Here is a 19,200-nt window from a genome sequence, read left to right on the forward strand (position 1 = left end):
ATTGTTATTCGCCTGATTCATTTATGATTCTCTCATGAGTTATCAAGTATTAGCACGAAAATGGCGACCGCAAAATTTCACAGAAATGGTCGGTCAAGAGCACGTATTACGAGCCTTAATCAATGCTTTAGATAGCGACCGCCTGCATCATGCCTACCTGTTTACCGGAACCCGCGGAGTGGGTAAAACCACCATTGCACGAATACTTGCCAAATGCCTAAATTGTGAAACTGGTGTTACTTCCAAACCCTGTGGTAAATGTAATAGTTGTTTAGAAATTGCTGCAGGAAGCTTTCTTGATTTAATTGAAGTCGATGCGGCGTCTAGAACCAAGGTTGAAGATACTCGCGAATTACTCGAAAATGTCCAATATGCACCGACCAGAGCGCGCTTCAAAGTCTACCTCATCGATGAGGTGCACATGCTTACCGGGCATAGTTTCAATGCCTTATTGAAAACACTGGAAGAACCACCACCACACGTTAAATTCCTGTTCGCAACAACTGATCCGCAAAAGTTGCCTGCCACGGTGTTATCTAGATGTTTACAATTCAATCTAAAGCGTATGCCTTTAGAGAAAATCACCTCACATCTTTCGTACCTGTTAGAACAGGAAACAATCGCTTTTGAAGAACCTTCGCTTAAATTATTAGGTAAAGCTGCTGATGGCAGTATGCGTGATGCATTGAGCTTACTCGATCAGGCTATCGCTTATTCTGGCGAGACAGTCACCGAAAAAGCGGTGAGCGACATGCTTGGGACGGTTTCTCATGAACCGTTAGTATCTATTTTAGAAACTGTAGCAACAGGTGATGGTGCTACGCTTCTAGGTCAAGTCGACGAATTGGCCTCAATCAGCCCCGACTTCGATGCCAGTTGTGATGCACTGATTTCTGTTTTGCATCAAGTAGCCGTACAACAGGTCGTTCCTGATGCCATTAATGACGAAGACAGTATTAAAAATCTCGCACAACAACTGAGCAAAGAAGATGTGCAGTTGTTTTATCAAATAGCTTTACAGGGAAGATCTGACTTATCGTTATCTCCTGATCCTAAAAGTGGTTTTGAAATGATACTGTTGCGAATGCTGTCGTTCAGACCATTAAGAGTCGGCATGCAGTTAGAGACATCAGAAGCAGAAGCTGCTGGGTCTGCCACTGTTACAGATTCTGACTCAAGCAAAAAAAAAACAGTAGCGAATGACGAATACGTAAGTAAGGGAAATGATGAAGAGGTTGTTACTCAACATTCCGCTTGGAATAAACAATTTGCTAGCTCTGCCGAACCTCAAATAACACCTTCAGCAGAACCAGAACCTCAATCTGTTACGAATAACGATGTTGGTACAGCACAATCACATTCAGCCCCTAGTGCTGCCCCTGAAATACCTACACCACCCATGGATGAAGCCCCACCTTGGGATATAACACCAGACTACGATAACTTATCTGCTAAACCTCCTAGTCAAAGTAAGCCTGAAGAAACTCCACACGTAACAGATACTCATAGCGAAAAACCATCAAGCACTGAAAAGAGTGCGTTTCTAGAAGCCGTTACCAATACATCCACTGCTTTAGAACCAGAAGCAGTAATAGCTGAACCTGAAAAAGATCAAAGCATAGCTTCTGAAACTGAAACACAGGCAAAGCCTCTAGAGAAACCCGATCCAGAACAGATTAAAAACAGATTAAAACTTGCCTGGCACGAAGTTGTCCCCAATTTAGGCTTAAGTGGTAGAGCGGCAGAATTGATTAAACACTGCCTGTTAGCGCATCAGGAAGATGGTATTATTGGTCTTACACTGGATAAAGGCAGCGAAGGTTTATTAGCTGAAAGTATCGAATTAGAAATCAAGAATGCCTTATGCGATTATTATGGGGCAGACTACCGATTAGATCTAAAGGTACAAGAAACTGAAGCGGTTGATAATTCAGGTGCCATCAACAAGGATAATGAAACACCTGCACAAAGAGCACAACGCAAAGTAGAGGAAACGCAGCAGCAGGCTGAGGTGAATATACAATCAGACCCCTTTGTTATTGAGCTTCAAAACAGATTTAATGCACAAATAGTGCCCGGTTCAATAGAACCTAAATCACAGTGACACCATCTAAGTTACTGAATCATGAGCAACAACCATGATTTAAAACAGAATAGAATTTTTTAGTATTTAAAATATAGCAAAAAGAGGATACAACAATGTTTAAAGGCGGCGGACTTGGCGGAATGATGAAGCAAGCGCAAAAAATGCAGGAAGACATGCAAAAAGCGCAGGCAGAAATTGCCGCAATGGAAGTTACAGGTGAATCTGGCGGAGGTCTTGTTTCTGTGACTATCAATGGTGCTCACGAATGTAAACGTGTCAATATCGATAGCAGTCTAATAGCTGATGACGACAAGGAAATGATAGAAGATCTTGTTGCTGCAGCATTCAACGACGCTTCACATAAAATGGCTGAGACCAGTAAAAGCAAAATGTCTGGAATTACAGAAGGCATGAATTTACCTCCTGGAATGAAGCTACCGTTCTAAGATCTAAGCAATTAGTATTTTTAAAACGTATTTTTTCTAACCTAAACCACAGTAACCATTATGTCAGATACTGAGTCAGCATTGCTGAATGAGCTCGTTGTAGCGTTTAAATGTTTACCCAGTGTCGGTGCGCGTACTGCACAACGCATGGCTTTTCACTTACTCGAACATGATCGAGAAAATGGACTTAGGCTTGCAGCAGCCATGCAGAATGCCATTGAAAATATTGGCCATTGTTCATTATGTCGAACCTTGACCGAGCATTCGATTTGCAGAATTTGTTCGGATAAATCACGTGCTACCGAAACCTTATGTGTGGTCGAAAATCCGTCTGACGTATTGGCAGTAGAACAAGCAACGGCGTATCGCGGTTTCTATTTTGTGCTAATGGGAAAACTTTCCCCATTAGATGGAATTGGCCCCGATGAACTCGGTTTGGATTTGTTAGAAAAAAGACTTGAAGATGAGCCAATCAAAGAACTGATTTTAGCGACTAATCCTACGGTAGAAGGCGAAGTAACTGCTCACTATATCAGTGAATTGGCGGCCAAATACAATGTGAACACAACCAGAATCGCGCACGGTGTTCCTGTGGGTGGTGAACTGGACTATGTGGACAGTAGCACGCTTTCACATGCTTTTGATGGGCGCCGAAACTACTGATTTTTTTACTGTATAAAAATAGCAGTGTCTTAACTGAAATCAAAAAAAAACGCCTCAAAGTAGGGGGGTGGCAATTAATAACTGACCCCCCTACTTATAAGCGCTTTTTTATTTGGTCTACATAAAATACGATCTTAAGATTCGCTTTTCTCTGCAGCAACAAACGGTAAATACTCTGGCTTCCACGAGTTTTCGGCAATCTTCTCGATATAGTTTTCAAACGTAATTTCTTTATTACGTACCAGACCCTGATCTAGCATTAATCGCATTACCCGTTCTGTAATATCCTGACTCACCGCCTGCAACTCTGCAATTGGTGGATAGATTCTACCGGCTTCTAAATGATGCTTGCTGGTGTAGTTGGCCAGTGCATGTGCTGATTCAATAATCATACCTTCAGTGATTTCTTTACACTCACCCAGTGAACAGGCAAATCCTAATCCAGGGAAGATAAAGGCATTATTACCTTGTCCGATAATATGCGATTTTCCACGGCTCTCTACATTAGGGAATGGGCTACCCGAAGCAATAATAGGGTAAGCATCAGCACCTGTGTTAATCATTGAACACCAATTGAAGATATCTTCTGGCACTGCTTCAACATTCGATGTTGGATTAGACAATGGGAATATGATCGGGTTTTTATTGTATTCAGCAACTGCCTGAATCACGCGCTCTGTAAATAAACCAGATACACCCGTTAGACCTAACATGGCAGTAGGTTTCACATTGTGAATGACTTCAAGCAACGAAGGAATTTCACCCTTAGTTTCCCAGTCAGCACAATTTTTAGGGTCTTGTTTGATCGGATTTTTATATTCATCCGGACTGATTCCTTCAATCACTAATCCGAACTCATCCACAATAAACATCTGGCTACGTGCTTGTTCGCGCGTTAAGCCTTCGTGGACCAAACCATCCTGAATAACTTTGGCAACACCAACGCCACCAGCACCAGCACCAACAACCACTATGCGCTGATCTGACAGAGTTTCACCTTTTAACTTACAGGCGTTTAACAATCCTGCCAGTACTACCGCTCCGGTACCTTGTATATCATCGTTAAAACTAGGCACCTGTTTACGGTAACGTTCTAATACCGCGAAAGCTGTGTCTTTGGCAAAATCTTCCCACTGGATAATGGCTTTTGGCCAACGCTTCTGCACTGCTGCAACAAAATCATCCAGTAAATCATAATAAGCTTTACCGGTAAGACGTTTATCATGAACACCTAAATAACCCGGGTCATCAGTTAAGTCTGTTCTATCAGTACCCACGTCAAGATCGACAGGTAATGCATTAAACGGGCTTAAGCCGCCACCAGCTGTATATAACGCCATTTTACCAATACAAATGGCTAGGCCACCATGTCCCTGATCGCCAATACCTAGAATTGCTGACGAATCCGTCGCAACAATCATGCGTACATCATTCCATGGGTAGTTATTAACGATTTGATCAGCACGCGAAATATTTTCAGCCGTGAAAGTTAAACCACGAGGTGAACGATACATGGAGCTATATTTCTGTACAGCCTTACCCACAGTCGGGGTATAAATGATTGGCATCATTTCTTCCAGATATGAAGAAATTAGCGCGTAATACAACACTTCATTGCGTTCTTGCACAGCACGTAAAAACTGATATTTAGCCAGATCGTCAGGCTGTTCATTAAAGCCGTTATACAAACGTGCGACTTGGTGCTCCAAGGTAAGAACAACAGGAGGAAGAAGACCTTCTAGTCCTAATTCGATTCTTTCTTCTTGAGAAAATGCCGTGCCTTTGTTTAACGCTGTTAAACGTAAAACTTCAATGCCGCGGGAATATACTTCTAGGTATTTCTCTCCATTCTTTGACTTTGCATCAAAGAATGGAGACAAAGGTAACTGCGTGTTAATAATTCACCTCTTATTTGCTTAAATAATTTGCTTAAATAACTGGGTTAAAAAACGGATCTATATAAAAATATTATAGTAGACCAAATTTAAGCAGATGTTATTTATTAACGATTAAATTCATAATAATTTAATACAAAACGGAATCAGTATTGTATTAAATTTAAACAGATTTAATTTACGCAGATTTTTTTACTTTTCTATAGTGGTGCAATAATGGCTCGGTATAACCATTTGGCTGAGCAGCACCTTTAATGGCCAAATCTAGTGCAGCTTTGAATGCAATGCCGTCATATGCAGGAGCCATTGGTACATACAGCGGATCTTTAGCATTTTGCTCATCAACCAGTACTGCCATCTTTTTAAACGCATCAGTAATTTGTGCTTCAGTACATAGGTTATGGTGCAACCAATTTGAAATAATCTGACTTGAGATACGTAATGTTGCTCTATCTTCCATTAATTCCACATTACGCGTATCAGGCACCTTAGAACAACCAACACCCTGATCGATCCAGCGAACAACATAACCCAACATGCTTTGCGCATTATCTTCCAACTCTTCTATCAATTTTTCACGACTAAGGACATACGATGAAGGCGTTAGTGGGATTGTTAGAATATCATCCAGACTTGCCGTTTCACGGCTAGACAATTGCTCCTGAACCTCATCAACATTCACATAATGGTAATGCATAGCATGTAACGTTGCTGCAGTAGGAGAGGGTACCCAGGCACAATTAGCGCCTGCTAAGGGATGTTGTATTTTTTGCTCTAGCATATCTGCCATTAAATCCGGCATTGCCCACATACCTTTACCGATTTGTGCTTTGCCGCGAAGACCGCACTCTAAACCGATATCTACATTCCAGTCTTCATACGCTGAAATCCATGGCTCACCTTTAAGTTCCGCTTTCGGTAAGAATGATCCTGCTTCCATGCTTGTGTGTATTTCATCACCAGTGCGATCGAGGAAACCCGTATTGATAAAGATTAAACGTTCGCGTGCTTCATAAATACAGGCTTTTAGGTTCACTGTAGTTCGACGTTCTTCATCCATGATACCTACTTTCATGGTGTTAACAGGTAATCCGACAGCTTTCTCAATCGCCGCAAATAGATCAACCGTCAAACGCACTTCATCAGGTCCATGCATTTTTGGCTTTACGATATACAGGCTATTACTTTTAGAATTTTTGTATGGACCGGTGCCTTTCATATCATGGATATAAATAAGTGCTGTCATTAGACCATCTAGAATACCTTCAGGCACTTCTTCGCCATTCAATAAAACGCTGTCAGTCGTCATCAAATGACCGACATTTCTAACGAGTAAAACACTTCGTCCCGGTAAACTAAATGAATCCCCAGCAGGGCTTGTGTATTCGCGATCAGGATTAAGTTTACGGCTAAGTGTTTTGCCGTTCTTTTCGAAACTCTCTTCCAGCGTGCCTTTCATCAAACCAAGCCAGTTTCGATAAACCAGCGCTTTATCTTCAGCATCAACCGCGGCTACCGAATCTTCGCAATCTTGAATCGCCGTTAAGGCTGATTCCATGATGACGTCTTTTACACCAGCGGCAGATGATTGACCAATAACCGAAGCTGGGTCTATTTGAATTTCGATATGTAAACCATTATTAACAAACAATAAGGTCGACGTTGACTCTTCTTCTGTGTAGCCAACGAAAGAATCTGCGATTTGTAGTTCAGTTTCTTCACCATTACCGAGTGTTATTTGAAGACTTTTTTGACCTTCTTTATCGATTAATTTATATGAAGCAACCTCTTTATGACTACCTGATGTTAGTGGCAAGACCTTATCCAGAAATACATTGGCTAATTCAATAACTTTCTTGCCACGTTCCGAGTTGTATTGATTACCTTTTGCAAGTGCACCTTCATCAGGAATGATATCTGTACCGTAGAAAGCATCGAACAAGCTTCCCCATCTGGCATTTGCAGCATTCAGTGAAAAACGCGCATTATTGATAGGAACAACCAATTGCGGACCAGCGATAGTGGCAATTTCAGGATCTACATTTTCTGTTGTAATACCAAAATCAGGGACTTCATCCACAATATAATTAATATCTTTTAAGAATTGTTTATATTCATTGTGATCGAATTCCTGGCCATTATTTTGCTGATGCCAAGTATCTATCTGTTGTTGAATATCATCTCGCTTAGCTAAAAGTTCTTTGTTTCTCGGAGCAAACTCTTCGAGCACAGTTTGCATTCCTGTCCAGAACTGATCTTCCTCAACACCAGTGCCTGGTAGAACTTCATTCGTTACCAAATCATAGATAGCTTGGCTTATTTGTAATTTATCTTTCTGTACGTTTGATGTCATATTCATTACTTTCTGTTAATTTATTATAGGTAATCTAAATATTTAGATGCTCTTATCGCGTTTATAGATTAGCTCATTCGAGGGCATGTGCAAGTAAGATTGAATTAAGTAATCTGGTGTATTAAAACCATCATCATTAATTATAGACATAATGAAGCTTGCTCCTATTACTACTTAGAGATATAAAAACGGCACAATAGCTAAAAAAGCCTCCAAAGTAGGGGGGTGACTTAGCAAATGCCGATTCCATTCGGGATGTTGTCTAAAGTGTTCCCTTAACCTATAGTCATTGCATGAATCTATCTCGAACAATAGCCAAAAAAATCCTTAAAGGATTCAATAAACACTTTCGAATTTTCACTGAAATTACCTCTGGGGCTCAAGCCAGATTTGAAAGCGCCGACTGGAAAGCAGATAGATTAGCATCACGACATAGAATCGAATTTTATGATTCTCGTGTAAAAGAAACGGTTAATTATCTTAAAGAAAACTACGACACCCGACCTGAAACATTCGATCAGGATTGTTGGAAAAAAGTGAAGGGTCACTTCATTCTGTTATTACAGAATCACCAACAACCGGAACTTGCTGAAACCTTTTTTAATTCGGTTTTTTGTCGAATTTTCCCGATTGAGTTTTATACCAATCTCAATATATTTTTAAGAAGTTCGGTTGCGACAGAATATATCGACTCTGAAGTGCCGACTTATGAAGCCTACTATCCGGCAAATACCAGTTTTTTCAGAGCGATAAAACTCATTCTAAATCACTCGCCATTATCTATACCGTTTGAAAATTGTCATAGAGATTGCCGTCACATGGCAAAATCAATTTGTAAGTATATGAAAAATGATAATCGTAATGCAGATTTGAATTTTCAATTTCAGGTTATCAATGCACTTTTCTACAGAAACAAGGCAGCGTATATCGTAGGTAAGGCTATCAACGGTCATAACGAATATCCCTTTGCCATCCCTTTGCTTAATAATGAAAAAGGAGGGATCTACACAGATGCACTATTAATAGGGGAAGATTCAGTATCGCGCTTATTCAGCTTTTCATACGCTTATTTTATGGTTGAGCATCCCGTACCTTCTGCAATCGTAAGCTTCTTACAAAGATTGATGCCACAGCGAAAAAAAGAAGCACTGTATTCATCCATCGGACTACACAAACAAGGTAAAACTGACTTCTATAGAGGATTTTTGCATCATTTGGATTACTCCGATGATGACTTGATTCTAGCGCCCGGAATTCCGGGTATGGTGATGTCTGTATTCACGCTGGCCTCATATCCCTATGTGTTCAAATTAATACGAGACTATTTCGCACCACCTAAAGAAATTAGTCGGCAACAGGTAGAAGAAAAATATCAGTTAGTAAAACGACACGACCGTGTCGGAAGAATGGCCGATACACTCGAGTTTTCAGAAGTTTTATTGCCACTTAATCGTTTTACTGAAGATTTACTCAAAGACCTTGAGTCTACCTGTAAAAGTAGTATTCAGGTTGTTGAAAATCACAAAGGCGTGAAGCAGCTTAAAATCAAGCACATGTATATAGAAAGACGTATGCAGCCTTTGAACATGGCCCTGGAAGAAGCAGAAAGGAAAGGACAGTTTGATGAAATCGAAAGACTTATCCTATCCTTTGGAGATGCCATTAAAGAATTGTGCGCAGCTAATATATTCCCCGGCGACCTGCTGTATAAAAACTTTGGTGTAACCAGACTCCGTCGAGTTGTATTTTATGATTACGATGAGATTGTTTATCTCACGGACTGTAACTTCAGGAAAATACCCGCACCACGAAACTCACAAGAGTTAATGGCCGCAGAGCCCTGGTACAGTGTTGGGCCAAATGATGTTTTCCCTGAGGAGTTTGCGCGCTTTTTATTGGGTAATGACTACATAAAAGCGGCATTTATGAAATATCATGCAGATTTACTGGATGCTAATTTCTGGATACAGAAACAGGAAAATATCAAAAATGGCATTTTTGAAGATGTTTTCCCATACCCACAGAAATATCGTTTACAAAGGGAAGTATCTCATTAATGAAACAAACAGGCACACAGATAGAGTAGGCCACTTAAAAAGATAGTCTGAGGTTTGAATATGGAGCTAAATAGATAGCTGAATAATTCTGAATGTGTATGGAGGGGAAAGACTTGCTGTTCAATAATCAAACAGATACAAGTTTACAGCCTTATTTACTACGGTATGTGATACGACCTTTAGTCAAATCGTAAGGAGTTAACTGGACAGTGACCTGATCACCCGTAAGTATACGAATATAATTTTTACGCATACGACCAGAAATATGGGCATTTACAATATGTCCATTTTCCAACTCAACTTTGAATGTAGTATTAGGTAGTGTTTCAACTACTGTTCCTTCCATTTCTATACTTTCTTCTTTTGCCATGCTTTACAACTAGTTCCTTTTGGAGTCGGCGTATTATCCATTACTTACTATATTTAACAAGTAATTTCTGCCTATTATAATCAACCAGAGCTTAACCTTGTATTTACAAGTTACAAACTTAAATTAAAGCTTGTGTTAAGTTCTGCTCTAAGGAGATTTTTGATACGAAGTGAGTACAACTGAATTTATGCATTTAACTCATGTCTACATGATGGCCATGTATTTCTTATAATCTTAATCTTCAACATATTAGAGTGTGCATAATCACCTAATACCTATATTATATGGGCGAAATTTTACATCACAAGGAATTTATAATGCAATTTGCAGCAGTTTTCCCAGGACAGGGGTCGCAGTCAATCGGAATGTTAGGTGAATTGGCAACTGAATATTCAGAGATAAAAGCAACGTTTGAAGAAGCGTCTGACGCAATCGGTATAGATTTGTGGTCAATGACTACAGCAGATGATGCTACTGAATTAAACAAGACTGAAAATACCCAGCCAGTAATGCTAGCTGCAGGTGTATCAGTGTGGAAATTATGGCTCAAAGTAGGGGGGGGTGCTCCCGTTGGTATGGCAGGTCACAGTCTGGGTGAATACTCTGCTTTGGTTGCCGCTGGTGTAATAGACTTCAAAGATGCCATGCGACTTGTCGCTAAACGCTCTAGCCTTATGCAGCAAGCGGTTCCAGCGGGTGAAGGTGCCATGGCAGCTATTTTGGGTTTAGAAGATAACCAGATCGTTGAAATCTGTTCATCTATTAAAGAAGGCGTTGTTGAAGCCGTCAATTTCAACTCTCCTGGTCAAGTTGTGATCGCGGGTAATACTTCATCAGTTGATGCAGCCATTGAAAAATTATCAGATGCGGGCGCCAAGCGAGCGATAAAACTTCCTGTAAGTGTTCCTTCTCATTGTAGTTTAATGAAGGATGCAGCCACTCAGTTAAGCGAGAGCCTGCTAACGACTAACTTTAATAATGGTGAATTTGAAGTTTTACAGAATGTAGAAGCAATCAGTTATGCATCAGCAGCTGATAAGCAATCTGCACTAGCAAAGCAACTATATAAACCTGTTCTTTGGACAGATACCATTAACAATTTAAATAAAGTACAAGGCGCAGACACCATTATTGAGTTTGGTCCGGGAAAAGTTTTATTCGGACTAAACAGAAGAATAAATAGAGCGCTTGGTAGCTTCTATATCAGTGACCCAGCGTCATTAGATAAAGCCCTTGAAGCCTGTAATTCATAATAGAACCAAGATAACAATAGATAAAGCCGCATTAAAAAACCGATAGGAGAAGTATAGGTGATTAATTTAGAAGGAAAAGTAACACTAGTAACGGGTGCAAGCAGAGGCATCGGTAAAGCTATAGCAGAATCACTAGGCAAAGCAGGTGCGACCGTCATTGGTACAGCAACCAGCGAATCTGGTGCTAATTCAATCAGCGCATATTTTAAAGAAGCAGGTATAAACGGCGTCGGTAAAGTGTTAAATGTAACTGATACTGATTCTATTGACGGCTTGATTAAAGACATAAACAGTGAATTTGGCGCTGTTACAATTCTTGTCAATAATGCGGGTATTACTCGTGACAACTTAATGCTGAGAATGAAAGAAGATGAATGGAACGATATTATATCAACCAACCTCACATCTGTTTACAGACTTAGCAAAGCTTGCTTGAAAGGTATGATGAAAGCAAAGCAGGGACGTATAATTTCAATCTCTTCAGTGGTTGGCGCTACCGGTAATGCAGGACAGGCAAATTATGCTGCGGCAAAAGCAGGCGTAGTTGGATTCACTAAATCACTGGCCCAAGAAATAGGATCACGTGGGATAACAGTAAATGTTGTAGCCCCAGGATTCATCGATACAGACATGACACGTGAATTGTCAGATGATCAACGCAACGCCTTACTAACAAATATTCCGCTGGGCAAACTTGGGCAATCTGAAGATATAGCGAATGCTGTATTATTTTTATCATCAGACATGGGCGCTTATATTTCCGGTGAAACTTTGCACGTTAACGGCGGCATGTACATGTCTTAAATAATAGACAATTAATCGGTAATATATAATTGTGTAGAGAGTTGAATTTCTCTACAATAGCCTAATCATATATTCAGTACGAATATGTTTTTTTTAAATTATAGGAATAAACAATCATGAGTGATGTTGAAGCACGCGTTAAAGGTGTCGTAGTAGAACAATTAGGAGTTGATGAATCAGAAGTTACTAATGCAGCTTCTTTTGTCGATGATTTGGGCGCGGACTCATTAGATACTGTTGAGTTAGTTATGGCTCTTGAAGAAGAATTCGGAACTGAGATTCCTGACGAAGAAGCAGAAAAAATTACTACAGTTCAATTAGCGATTGACTACGTAAATAATAACCAAGGTTAATTATTAGTCACATAAGCTGTGAGAAAACCGCAGAACTATTTAGCCTTGGAAATTACTTGAGCTTCTATAGTCACTGCGGTTTTTTTTTATTGTTTTATCAAAAATAGGATTATCTAGTGTCAAAACGTCGAGTAGTTGTTACAGGTCTGGGAATTGTTTCTCCAGTGGGTTCTCAAATAGAGAAAGCCTGGAAAAATATCATTGAAGGTGTCAGCGGTATCAATAAGATATCACCTGATTTATTTGATGCGACTGACTTTTCTGTAAAAATTGCAGGAAACGTTGATGACTTTAATCCAACTGATTACATCACGCCTAAAGACCAAAAAAAGATGGACCCATTTATCCATTATGGTATTGGCGCTGGTACTGATGCACTTAGAGATTCTGGCTTAATAGTAACGGATGAAAACGCTGACAGAATCGGCGTTATTGTTGGTTCTGGTATCGGCGGAGTAGGTTCTATTGAAAAGAACAGCAAAGCCTTTTTAAACGGTGGACCACGTAAGATTTCACCCTTCTTTGTTCCTAGCACTATCGTTAATATGGTTGCTGGTAACTTATCGATTATGCATGGCTTAAAAGGCCACAATATGTCTCCTGTATCTGCTTGTGCAACTGCGACTCATAGTATTGGTGATGCAGCGCGTATGATTAGCTACGGTGATGCCGATGTGATGCTAGGTGGTGGCGCAGAGATGTGTTCAACCCCATTAGGCATAGGTGGATTCGCAGCGATGCGTGCGCTTTCAACACGTAACGATGATCCTGAAGCAGCAAGTCGTCCATGGGACAAAGACCGTGATGGTTTCGTTCTGGGTGATGGTGCTGGTGTACTTATTCTGGAAGAATACGAACACGCTAAAGCACGTGGTGCAGAAATTTATTGTGAATTAGCCGGTTTCGGCATGAGTAGTGATGCTTATCACATGAGTGCTCCGTTAACGACTGGTGAGGGTGGTGCTCGTTGTATGAATCATGCACTAAAAGATGCTGGCTTAAACCCGGAAGATATTGATTACATCAATGCTCACGGAACGTCTACACCAGCTGGTGATGTTGCAGAAACCAATGGCATTAAATTGGCACTCGGCGACCATGCAAGAAAAGTAGCGGTTAGCTCAACTAAGTCAATGACAGGTCATTTACTAGGTGCAGCTGGCGGTATTGAAGCAGTATTCAGCGTGTTAGCAATCCGTGATCAAATTCTTCCACCAACAATCAACATTGAGAATCAAGATCCTGAATGTGATCTAGATTATGTAGCCAACACAGCCCGTGATGCCAAAATTGAAGTTGCGATGAGTAATTCATTTGGCTTTGGCGGCACAAATGGCACATTAATCTTTAAAAAGATTTAATCGATTTATCAAACATTTGTTTGATTATTTTCATCAGCATCGATAAATACAAGAAGCTTTTTGAGCTTCTTTCAAAACAGATAGTGAGTTATAGAGAGGTTACATGAGATTCTTTTTTAAAGTGTTCTTACCTCTATTTCTTGTCGTCGTGGGCGCAGTATCCCTCTACGCCTATACTCAATTCAATGAATTTAAAAACACATCATTATCTAATGATGTGGATAGTTTTGAGATTAAAAAAGGCAGCAACATAAAAACAGTTGCCAATGAACTTGAGCAAAAAGAAATTCTTAAACCGGCACTTCTCACAAGAATTCTAGCCAGATTAAACAAACAAGACCATAAACTCAAAGCAGGCGAATACGCCCTTAAAAAAGGCATGAAACCTGCTGATATCTTATCTTTATTTGCTTCAGGTAAGACGATTCAATACCAGACACGAATTCCAGAAGGAACCAGGTTTGAGGAAATTGTTGAAATTATTAAGAACGATAAAAACCTTAAACAGACTTTGACTGATGATGATTACAAAAACATCATGTCTAAATTAAAAACAAAGTACCAACACCATAAACCAGAAGGGTGGTTCTTTCCTGATACCTTTAGCTATCCGAAAAACACTACTGACTTACAATTTCTTCAGCGTAGCCATAATGCGATGCTCAGATTGCTCAACACAGAGTGGGAAAAACGCAAACCATTCAAGGGCATTAAGAAGCCCTATGATGCACTTATTCTGGCTTCGATTATTGAAAAAGAAACGGGCGCACCAGAAGATCGCGGAAAAGTAGCGCGCGTATTTATCAATCGCTTAAAGAAAGGCATGTTATTACAAACAGATCCAACCGTAATTTACGGAATGGGTGATGAATACAAAGGCAATATCAGGAAAAAAGATTTACTCAAAGATACACCATATAACACCTACACTCGAAAAGGCTTAACGCCAACACCGATAGCAACACCAAGTGCTGCCTCTATCAAAGCGGCATTTAACCCTGCTGAAGGTGACATGTTGTATTTTGTAGCCAAGGGTGATGGTTATTCCTATTTTTCTAAAACTTATGCAGAACACAAAAAGGCCGTGATCAAATACCTTTTAGGTGGAAAAGCTAATCGCTACAAAGGCGGCCAGTAAAGCCAATGACTAAAAAAAATGCTAAGCACGGTTTGTTTATTTCATTCGAAGGCGTTGAAGGTGCTGGAAAAACAACAAATATTGAATATATAGCAGAAAAAATAGAAGCATCTGGTCAGGAAATATTGCTCACCCGAGAACCGGGAGGAACAGATTTAGGAGAAGCGATTCGCGAATTACTGGTCTCTAAAGAATTTCCAGAAATGCATTCCACCACTGAATTATTACTTATGTTTGCCGCGAGAGCTGAGCATTTACACCGTAAAATTATTCCCGCGCTAGAACAAGGCAAATGGGTATTATGCGATCGATTTACAGATGCAACTTACGCTTATCAAGGCGCAGGCAGAGACATCGACCTGCAGAATATTCAGACTCTGGAAAATCTTGTCCAAGGCACTCTCAGACCTGATTACACATTTCTCTTTGATATAGATGCGGATATAGGTCTTGCCAGAGCTAAAAATAGGGGAGAGACAGATCGTTTTGAGCAGCAACATCTGGATTTCTTCAATCGCGTGAGATCAGCTTATTTAAAAATGGCTGAAGAGAACCCACAGCGCTATCGCATTGTTAATGCTCAATACGATTTACAAACGGTACAAAAACAAATAGACACGCTATTAGGTCAGATCATTCAATGACTCAGCAGAATGAGAACAGCCATAACCCTGATAAAGCCAACCAGCTTCATACCATGATCTATCCATGGCATGAAAAGAACTGGAAATACTTTGTTCAGGCACGTACTGCAAAACACCTTCCTCATGCTTTATTGCTGGTCGGTGAAGAAGGTATTGGCAAGAACAAACTGGCGGAACGAATTGCAAGATCATTAATGTGTATTAATCCCATAGAATTTGAAGCCTGTGGTCAGTGCCAATCGTGTAAAACCTATGAATCTGGAGCAAACCCGGATTACACAAAAATAGAATTAGCCGAAGATAAGCAACAAATCAGCGTTGATCAAATACGTAAATTAAGTGAATTCCTCACCTATAGTCGCAGTTTTAATACGCATCGTGTTGCCATTATTAATCCCATAGAACGGATGAACAATAATGCAGCAAACAGTCTTTTAAAATCACTGGAAGAACCTGCTAACAATAGCGTTATCATACTTGTTGCATCGAATTTAAGTAAAATATTACCGACTATCAAAAGTCGTTGCCAATTAATTTCAGTTGTAAGCCCTACTCACCAACAAGCAATTGACTGGTTTAAAGAAAATCATACTGAAATAGAACATGCTGAGTTACGTCTCAATATGACTGCTTACAAACCCTTAAAAGCATTACACATTACTGATGAAGACATACATGCGAGATCCAGCTTTCTTATAGATCTTAACGATATCGTCAGGGAAAACATCAGCGTTGTAGCCACTGCAAAAAAATGGGAAAAAGCGAATTTAGAATCACTTCTGAATTGGCAAATTACCTGGGTTCAACAACTAATAAAAGCATCAGAATGTGAAGATTCGTCTTCTACTTCATCTTCATCTCAAAATAGTAATCCAGAAACAAATACACTCCATAAATCTGAACAAACACTATTCGCTACAATAAAATCAGATAAACACTGGGAGTTATATCAACAGTTAATCAAACAAAAAAAGTATATCCATACGTCTGTTAATACTCTGATGTTTATTGAAAACATGTTACTGTTATGGTTAGAAGCAGGAAAATAAAAGGTAAGCACTATTACTCATATTTTTCTGTTACTTAACCATCATTACAAGAATAATTAAAACAATAATCAAAACAACAAATAGTCATATAAAACTATGGATACACAAGAAGAAAACATTAAACACACCAACGCTGTTGCTGCCAAACAACAAGAAGATAAGCCACAACGTACCATCCTAAAACTATCTCTTAATGATGTAGCGGCACTTCATTCCAGCTTTATGCCGTTTGTTCGAGGCGGTGCAATTTTTGTTCCGACTAAAAGCGAATCATTCAGTTTTGGCGATGAAATTATTGTTTCTATGCATCTTAAATCAACAGATAAAAAACTCGCGATTCCAGGCAAGGTAATGTGGATTGCTCCAGAATCGTGCGAACGTGGCACTCAAGGATTAGGCATTCAGTTCATAGGTACGACAAAAGCAAAGGTTAAGCTTATTATCGAGACCATGCTGGGCAATAGAGCTAACGTACCCCCACTTGTAAGAAACTATTAATTTTTTAGCAATATAGCCACCAATACAATAATCGATTATTTCTGATAGACAGAAATAGTTAACACGCAGATGAATAAAATTATCAATTAATTTAGCTAAATTAATAATCTCTTATATTTAAACAGGTATAATTTTGATTTGATTCCATTTTTATTATCTCATGCTTACAGATTCTCACTGTCATCTCGACAAAATTGATTTAACTCCCTTCGATAACAACTTTTCTAATATGGTTGATGCAGCTAAAGAGGCTGATGTCAGCCAGTTTCTCTGTGTTTGTATTGATACTGAGCATTTTCAGGATGTGCTAAAACCAGCACAACAATATTCCAACATTTATTGCTCGGTAGGCGTTCATCCAACCCATCAGGACTCTTATGCGCCAACAGTTGAAGAATTAGTAGAACTTGCACAGCACGAAGAAGTGATCGCAATAGGTGAGACAGGTCTTGACTATTTTCGATGCGAAGATGACGATATGACCTGGCAACATGACCTATTCAGGACGCACATTAGAGCGGCAATAATCACTCAAAAACCATTGATTATTCATACCCGTTCTGCAAAAGAAGACACCATTCGTATACTTGCTGAAGAAAACGCGCAAAAGGTGGGGGGTGTCATGCACTGCTTTGCAGAGGATTGGGAAACTGCTCAAAAAGCGATGGAATTAAACTTCTATATTTCATTCTCGGGCATTGTTTCTTTCAACAGCGCAAAAGAATTGCAGGAAGTTGCCAAAAAAGTACCTGAGGACCGTTTTCTTATCGAAACAGACTCTCCATGGTTAGCGCCAGTCCCTAAACGCGGCAAACCTAACCAACCTGCGTATGTAAAATATGTTGCAGAAAAAATGGCTGATTTACGCGGATGTAGCTATTCACATATAGCAAAAGTATCGACAGATAACTTTAACCGCCTATTTAAACTGTAATCCTCAGAACGCATTTCTAAATCGTACAAACAATAAACAAAAAAAACCTCCAAAGTAGGGGGGTGACCTTCAATAAATACTCTGCTTTTAAAGGAAAGGCCAAAATGATTGATGTTATTTTAGTGGTAAATTCAGGATCTTCTAGCTTAAAATTTGCGTTATATCCTGTGTCTACAGAAGTAACAGAACCACTTATGACGGGCAAAGTCATTCGCATTGGTTCAGACCCAAAACTAATGGCTTCAATCGGTGATGATGCATTAACAGTTACCGAACCTTTTACCCATATCCCTAAAGACGCTACTCATGAATGGTTAATCACCAATCTGTTAGAACGACTTTATAGCCGCTACGTGGGATTTCACCCGGTAGCTGCAGGACATCGCGTTGTACATGGCGGTAGTGAATTCCATCAACCTATCGTCATCAACGATGAAAATATGGAAATCTTAAAAAGCTATATTCCGTTAGCACCTTTACACCAGCAACATTGCTTAGCAGCTATTCAGGCGATTACAAAAAATTCACCCGAATTACCGCAAATAGCCTGTTTTGATACAGCATTTCACCATACACAAAATCGTTTAGAAAAAATCTACGCGATTCCGCGCAAATATACAGAAGATCAACTTATCCGTTATGGTTTTCATGGCATATCCTATCAATATATTGCTTCTTGTTTAACAGCTAAGCTGGGCCCAAAAGCCAAAGGTCGTGTAATTGTTGCGCACCTTGGCAACGGAGCCAGCATGTGCGCAATGCATAACAAACGCAGCGTTGCTACGAGTATGGGATTCAGTACCTTAGATGGCTTGATTATGGGCACACGGAGTGGCTCTATTGACGCAGGGTTGGTGTTAAACCTCATGAATGAAAAAGGCTTAAGTGCCGAAGAAGTACAGGAGATGCTCTATCGCCAATCTGGATTATTAGGTGTTTCAGGCATCAGCAATAATATGCGAGTGCTCGCAGAAAGCGACGATCCTAAAGCACATGAAGCCATCGAATTATTCTGTTACCGAGCCGTAAAAGAAATCGGGTCTCAAATCGCCGTTCTTGGTGGCTTGGATGCAATCGTCTTTACCGCTGGGATTGGAGAGAATTCAGCACAAGTACGAAAAATGATCTGCGAGCCACTCGCCTGGCTTGGGGTTAAGTTAGACAATGAAGCCAATGAAAAGCATCTAAATAAAATCAGCAGTGAACAATCGACTATTGATGTGCACATTATCCCAACGAATGAGCAAGCGATGATAGCTATCTCTACCTCGGATTTAATCAATACTTAAGCAATCA

General features: G+C 39.9%; 17 protein-coding genes. 14 read left to right on the forward strand and 3 right to left on the reverse strand.

The genetic code is table 11. The features are described 5' to 3' along the window. Nucleotides 1–34 precede the first annotated feature (34 nt). The 3 genes from dnaX to recR all read left to right on the forward strand — a co-directional run bounded on the left by dnaX (nt 35) and on the right by recR (nt 3,195). Nucleotides 35–2,104 (forward strand): DNA polymerase III subunit gamma/tau, encoded by a 2,070-nt coding sequence (dnaX, locus tag OO007_RS08485; RefSeq protein ID WP_325808477.1) that lies wholly within the window; start codon nt 35–37, stop codon nt 2,102–2,104. A 95-nt stretch (nt 2,105–2,199) separates the two neighbouring features. After that, nucleotides 2,200–2,532 carry a YbaB/EbfC family nucleoid-associated protein gene (locus OO007_RS08490; protein ID WP_131905201.1) on the forward strand — a complete coding sequence of 111 codons (333 nt, stop codon included), beginning with the start codon at nt 2,200–2,202 and terminating at the stop codon, nt 2,530–2,532. 60 nt (nt 2,533–2,592) lie between these two features. Next, entirely contained in the window at nt 2,593–3,195 is a 603-nt protein-coding gene (gene recR / locus OO007_RS08495) for a recombination mediator RecR (protein ID WP_131905200.1), read from the forward strand. 134 nt (nt 3,196–3,329) lie between these two features. Here the strand turns inward: recR and OO007_RS08500 are convergent, their stop codons facing one another. Beyond that, nucleotides 3,330–5,075: an NAD-dependent malic enzyme gene (locus OO007_RS08500; protein WP_207906994.1), complete on the reverse strand. Its 1,746-nt coding sequence runs from the start codon at nt 5,073–5,075 to the stop codon at nt 3,330–3,332. A gap of 193 nt (nt 5,076–5,268) precedes the next feature. Then, nucleotides 5,269–7,443, reverse strand: a complete 2,175-nt coding sequence (locus OO007_RS08505; protein ID WP_325808478.1) for a malate synthase G — start codon at nt 7,441–7,443, stop codon at nt 5,269–5,271. A 293-nt stretch (nt 7,444–7,736) separates the two neighbouring features. On the opposite strand from OO007_RS08505, the gene aceK reads away from it, so the two are divergent. Then, nucleotides 7,737–9,500: a bifunctional isocitrate dehydrogenase kinase/phosphatase gene (aceK, locus tag OO007_RS08510; RefSeq protein WP_325808479.1), complete on the forward strand. Its 1,764-nt coding sequence runs from the start codon at nt 7,737–7,739 to the stop codon at nt 9,498–9,500. Nucleotides 9,501–9,651: 151 nt separating this feature from the next. Here aceK and infA read toward each other — a convergent pair whose 3' ends face one another. Beyond that, nucleotides 9,652–9,870 (reverse strand): translation initiation factor IF-1, encoded by a 219-nt coding sequence (gene infA / locus OO007_RS08515; RefSeq protein WP_131905196.1) that lies wholly within the window; start codon nt 9,868–9,870, stop codon nt 9,652–9,654. A 317-nt stretch (nt 9,871–10,187) separates the two neighbouring features. On the opposite strand from infA, the gene fabD reads away from it, so the two are divergent. From fabD to OO007_RS08565, 10 genes are all read left to right on the forward strand, one after another. Then, on the forward strand, nt 10,188–11,123 hold the full coding sequence (gene fabD, locus OO007_RS08520; RefSeq protein WP_325808480.1) for an ACP S-malonyltransferase: 936 nt from the start codon (nt 10,188–10,190) through the stop codon (nt 11,121–11,123). Nucleotides 11,124–11,183: 60 nt separating this feature from the next. After that, complete coding sequence (fabG, locus tag OO007_RS08525; RefSeq protein WP_131906121.1) at nt 11,184–11,927, forward strand: 3-oxoacyl-ACP reductase FabG; 744 nt, start codon at nt 11,184–11,186, stop codon at nt 11,925–11,927. Nucleotides 11,928–12,043: 116 nt separating this feature from the next. After that, the gene (acpP, locus tag OO007_RS08530) at nt 12,044–12,280 is read left to right on the forward strand and encodes an acyl carrier protein (protein WP_131905194.1); all 237 of its coding nucleotides are present in this window, start codon (nt 12,044–12,046) and stop codon (nt 12,278–12,280) included. A 116-nt stretch (nt 12,281–12,396) separates the two neighbouring features. Next, nucleotides 12,397–13,641 carry a beta-ketoacyl-ACP synthase II gene (gene fabF, locus OO007_RS08535; protein WP_131905193.1) on the forward strand — a complete coding sequence of 415 codons (1,245 nt, stop codon included), beginning with the start codon at nt 12,397–12,399 and terminating at the stop codon, nt 13,639–13,641. Between the two features lie 103 nt (nt 13,642–13,744). Next, nucleotides 13,745–14,779: an endolytic transglycosylase MltG gene (mltG, locus tag OO007_RS08540; protein WP_325808481.1), complete on the forward strand. Its 1,035-nt coding sequence runs from the start codon at nt 13,745–13,747 to the stop codon at nt 14,777–14,779. A 5-nt stretch (nt 14,780–14,784) separates the two neighbouring features. Then, the gene (tmk, locus tag OO007_RS08545; RefSeq protein ID WP_325808482.1) at nt 14,785–15,423 is read left to right on the forward strand and encodes a dTMP kinase; all 639 of its coding nucleotides are present in this window, start codon (nt 14,785–14,787) and stop codon (nt 15,421–15,423) included. Beyond that, entirely contained in the window at nt 15,420–16,472 is a 1,053-nt protein-coding gene (holB, locus tag OO007_RS08550; protein WP_325808483.1) for a DNA polymerase III subunit delta', read from the forward strand. Before tmk ends, holB begins: the two co-directional genes overlap by 4 nt. Before the next feature lie 96 nt (nt 16,473–16,568). Then, complete coding sequence (locus tag OO007_RS08555) at nt 16,569–16,970, forward strand: PilZ domain-containing protein (protein ID WP_131905189.1); 402 nt, start codon at nt 16,569–16,571, stop codon at nt 16,968–16,970. Nucleotides 16,971–17,130: 160 nt separating this feature from the next. Further along, nucleotides 17,131–17,904: a TatD family hydrolase gene (locus OO007_RS08560; protein ID WP_325808484.1), complete on the forward strand. Its 774-nt coding sequence runs from the start codon at nt 17,131–17,133 to the stop codon at nt 17,902–17,904. 104 nt (nt 17,905–18,008) lie between these two features. Next, complete coding sequence (locus OO007_RS08565; RefSeq protein WP_131905187.1) at nt 18,009–19,193, forward strand: acetate/propionate family kinase; 1,185 nt, start codon at nt 18,009–18,011, stop codon at nt 19,191–19,193. The last annotated feature ends 7 nt before the right edge of the window (nt 19,194–19,200 follow it).

This window comes from Cocleimonas sp. KMM 6892 (assembly GCF_035798195.1).
Classification (GTDB): domain Bacteria; phylum Pseudomonadota; class Gammaproteobacteria; order Thiotrichales; family Thiotrichaceae; genus Cocleimonas; species Cocleimonas flava.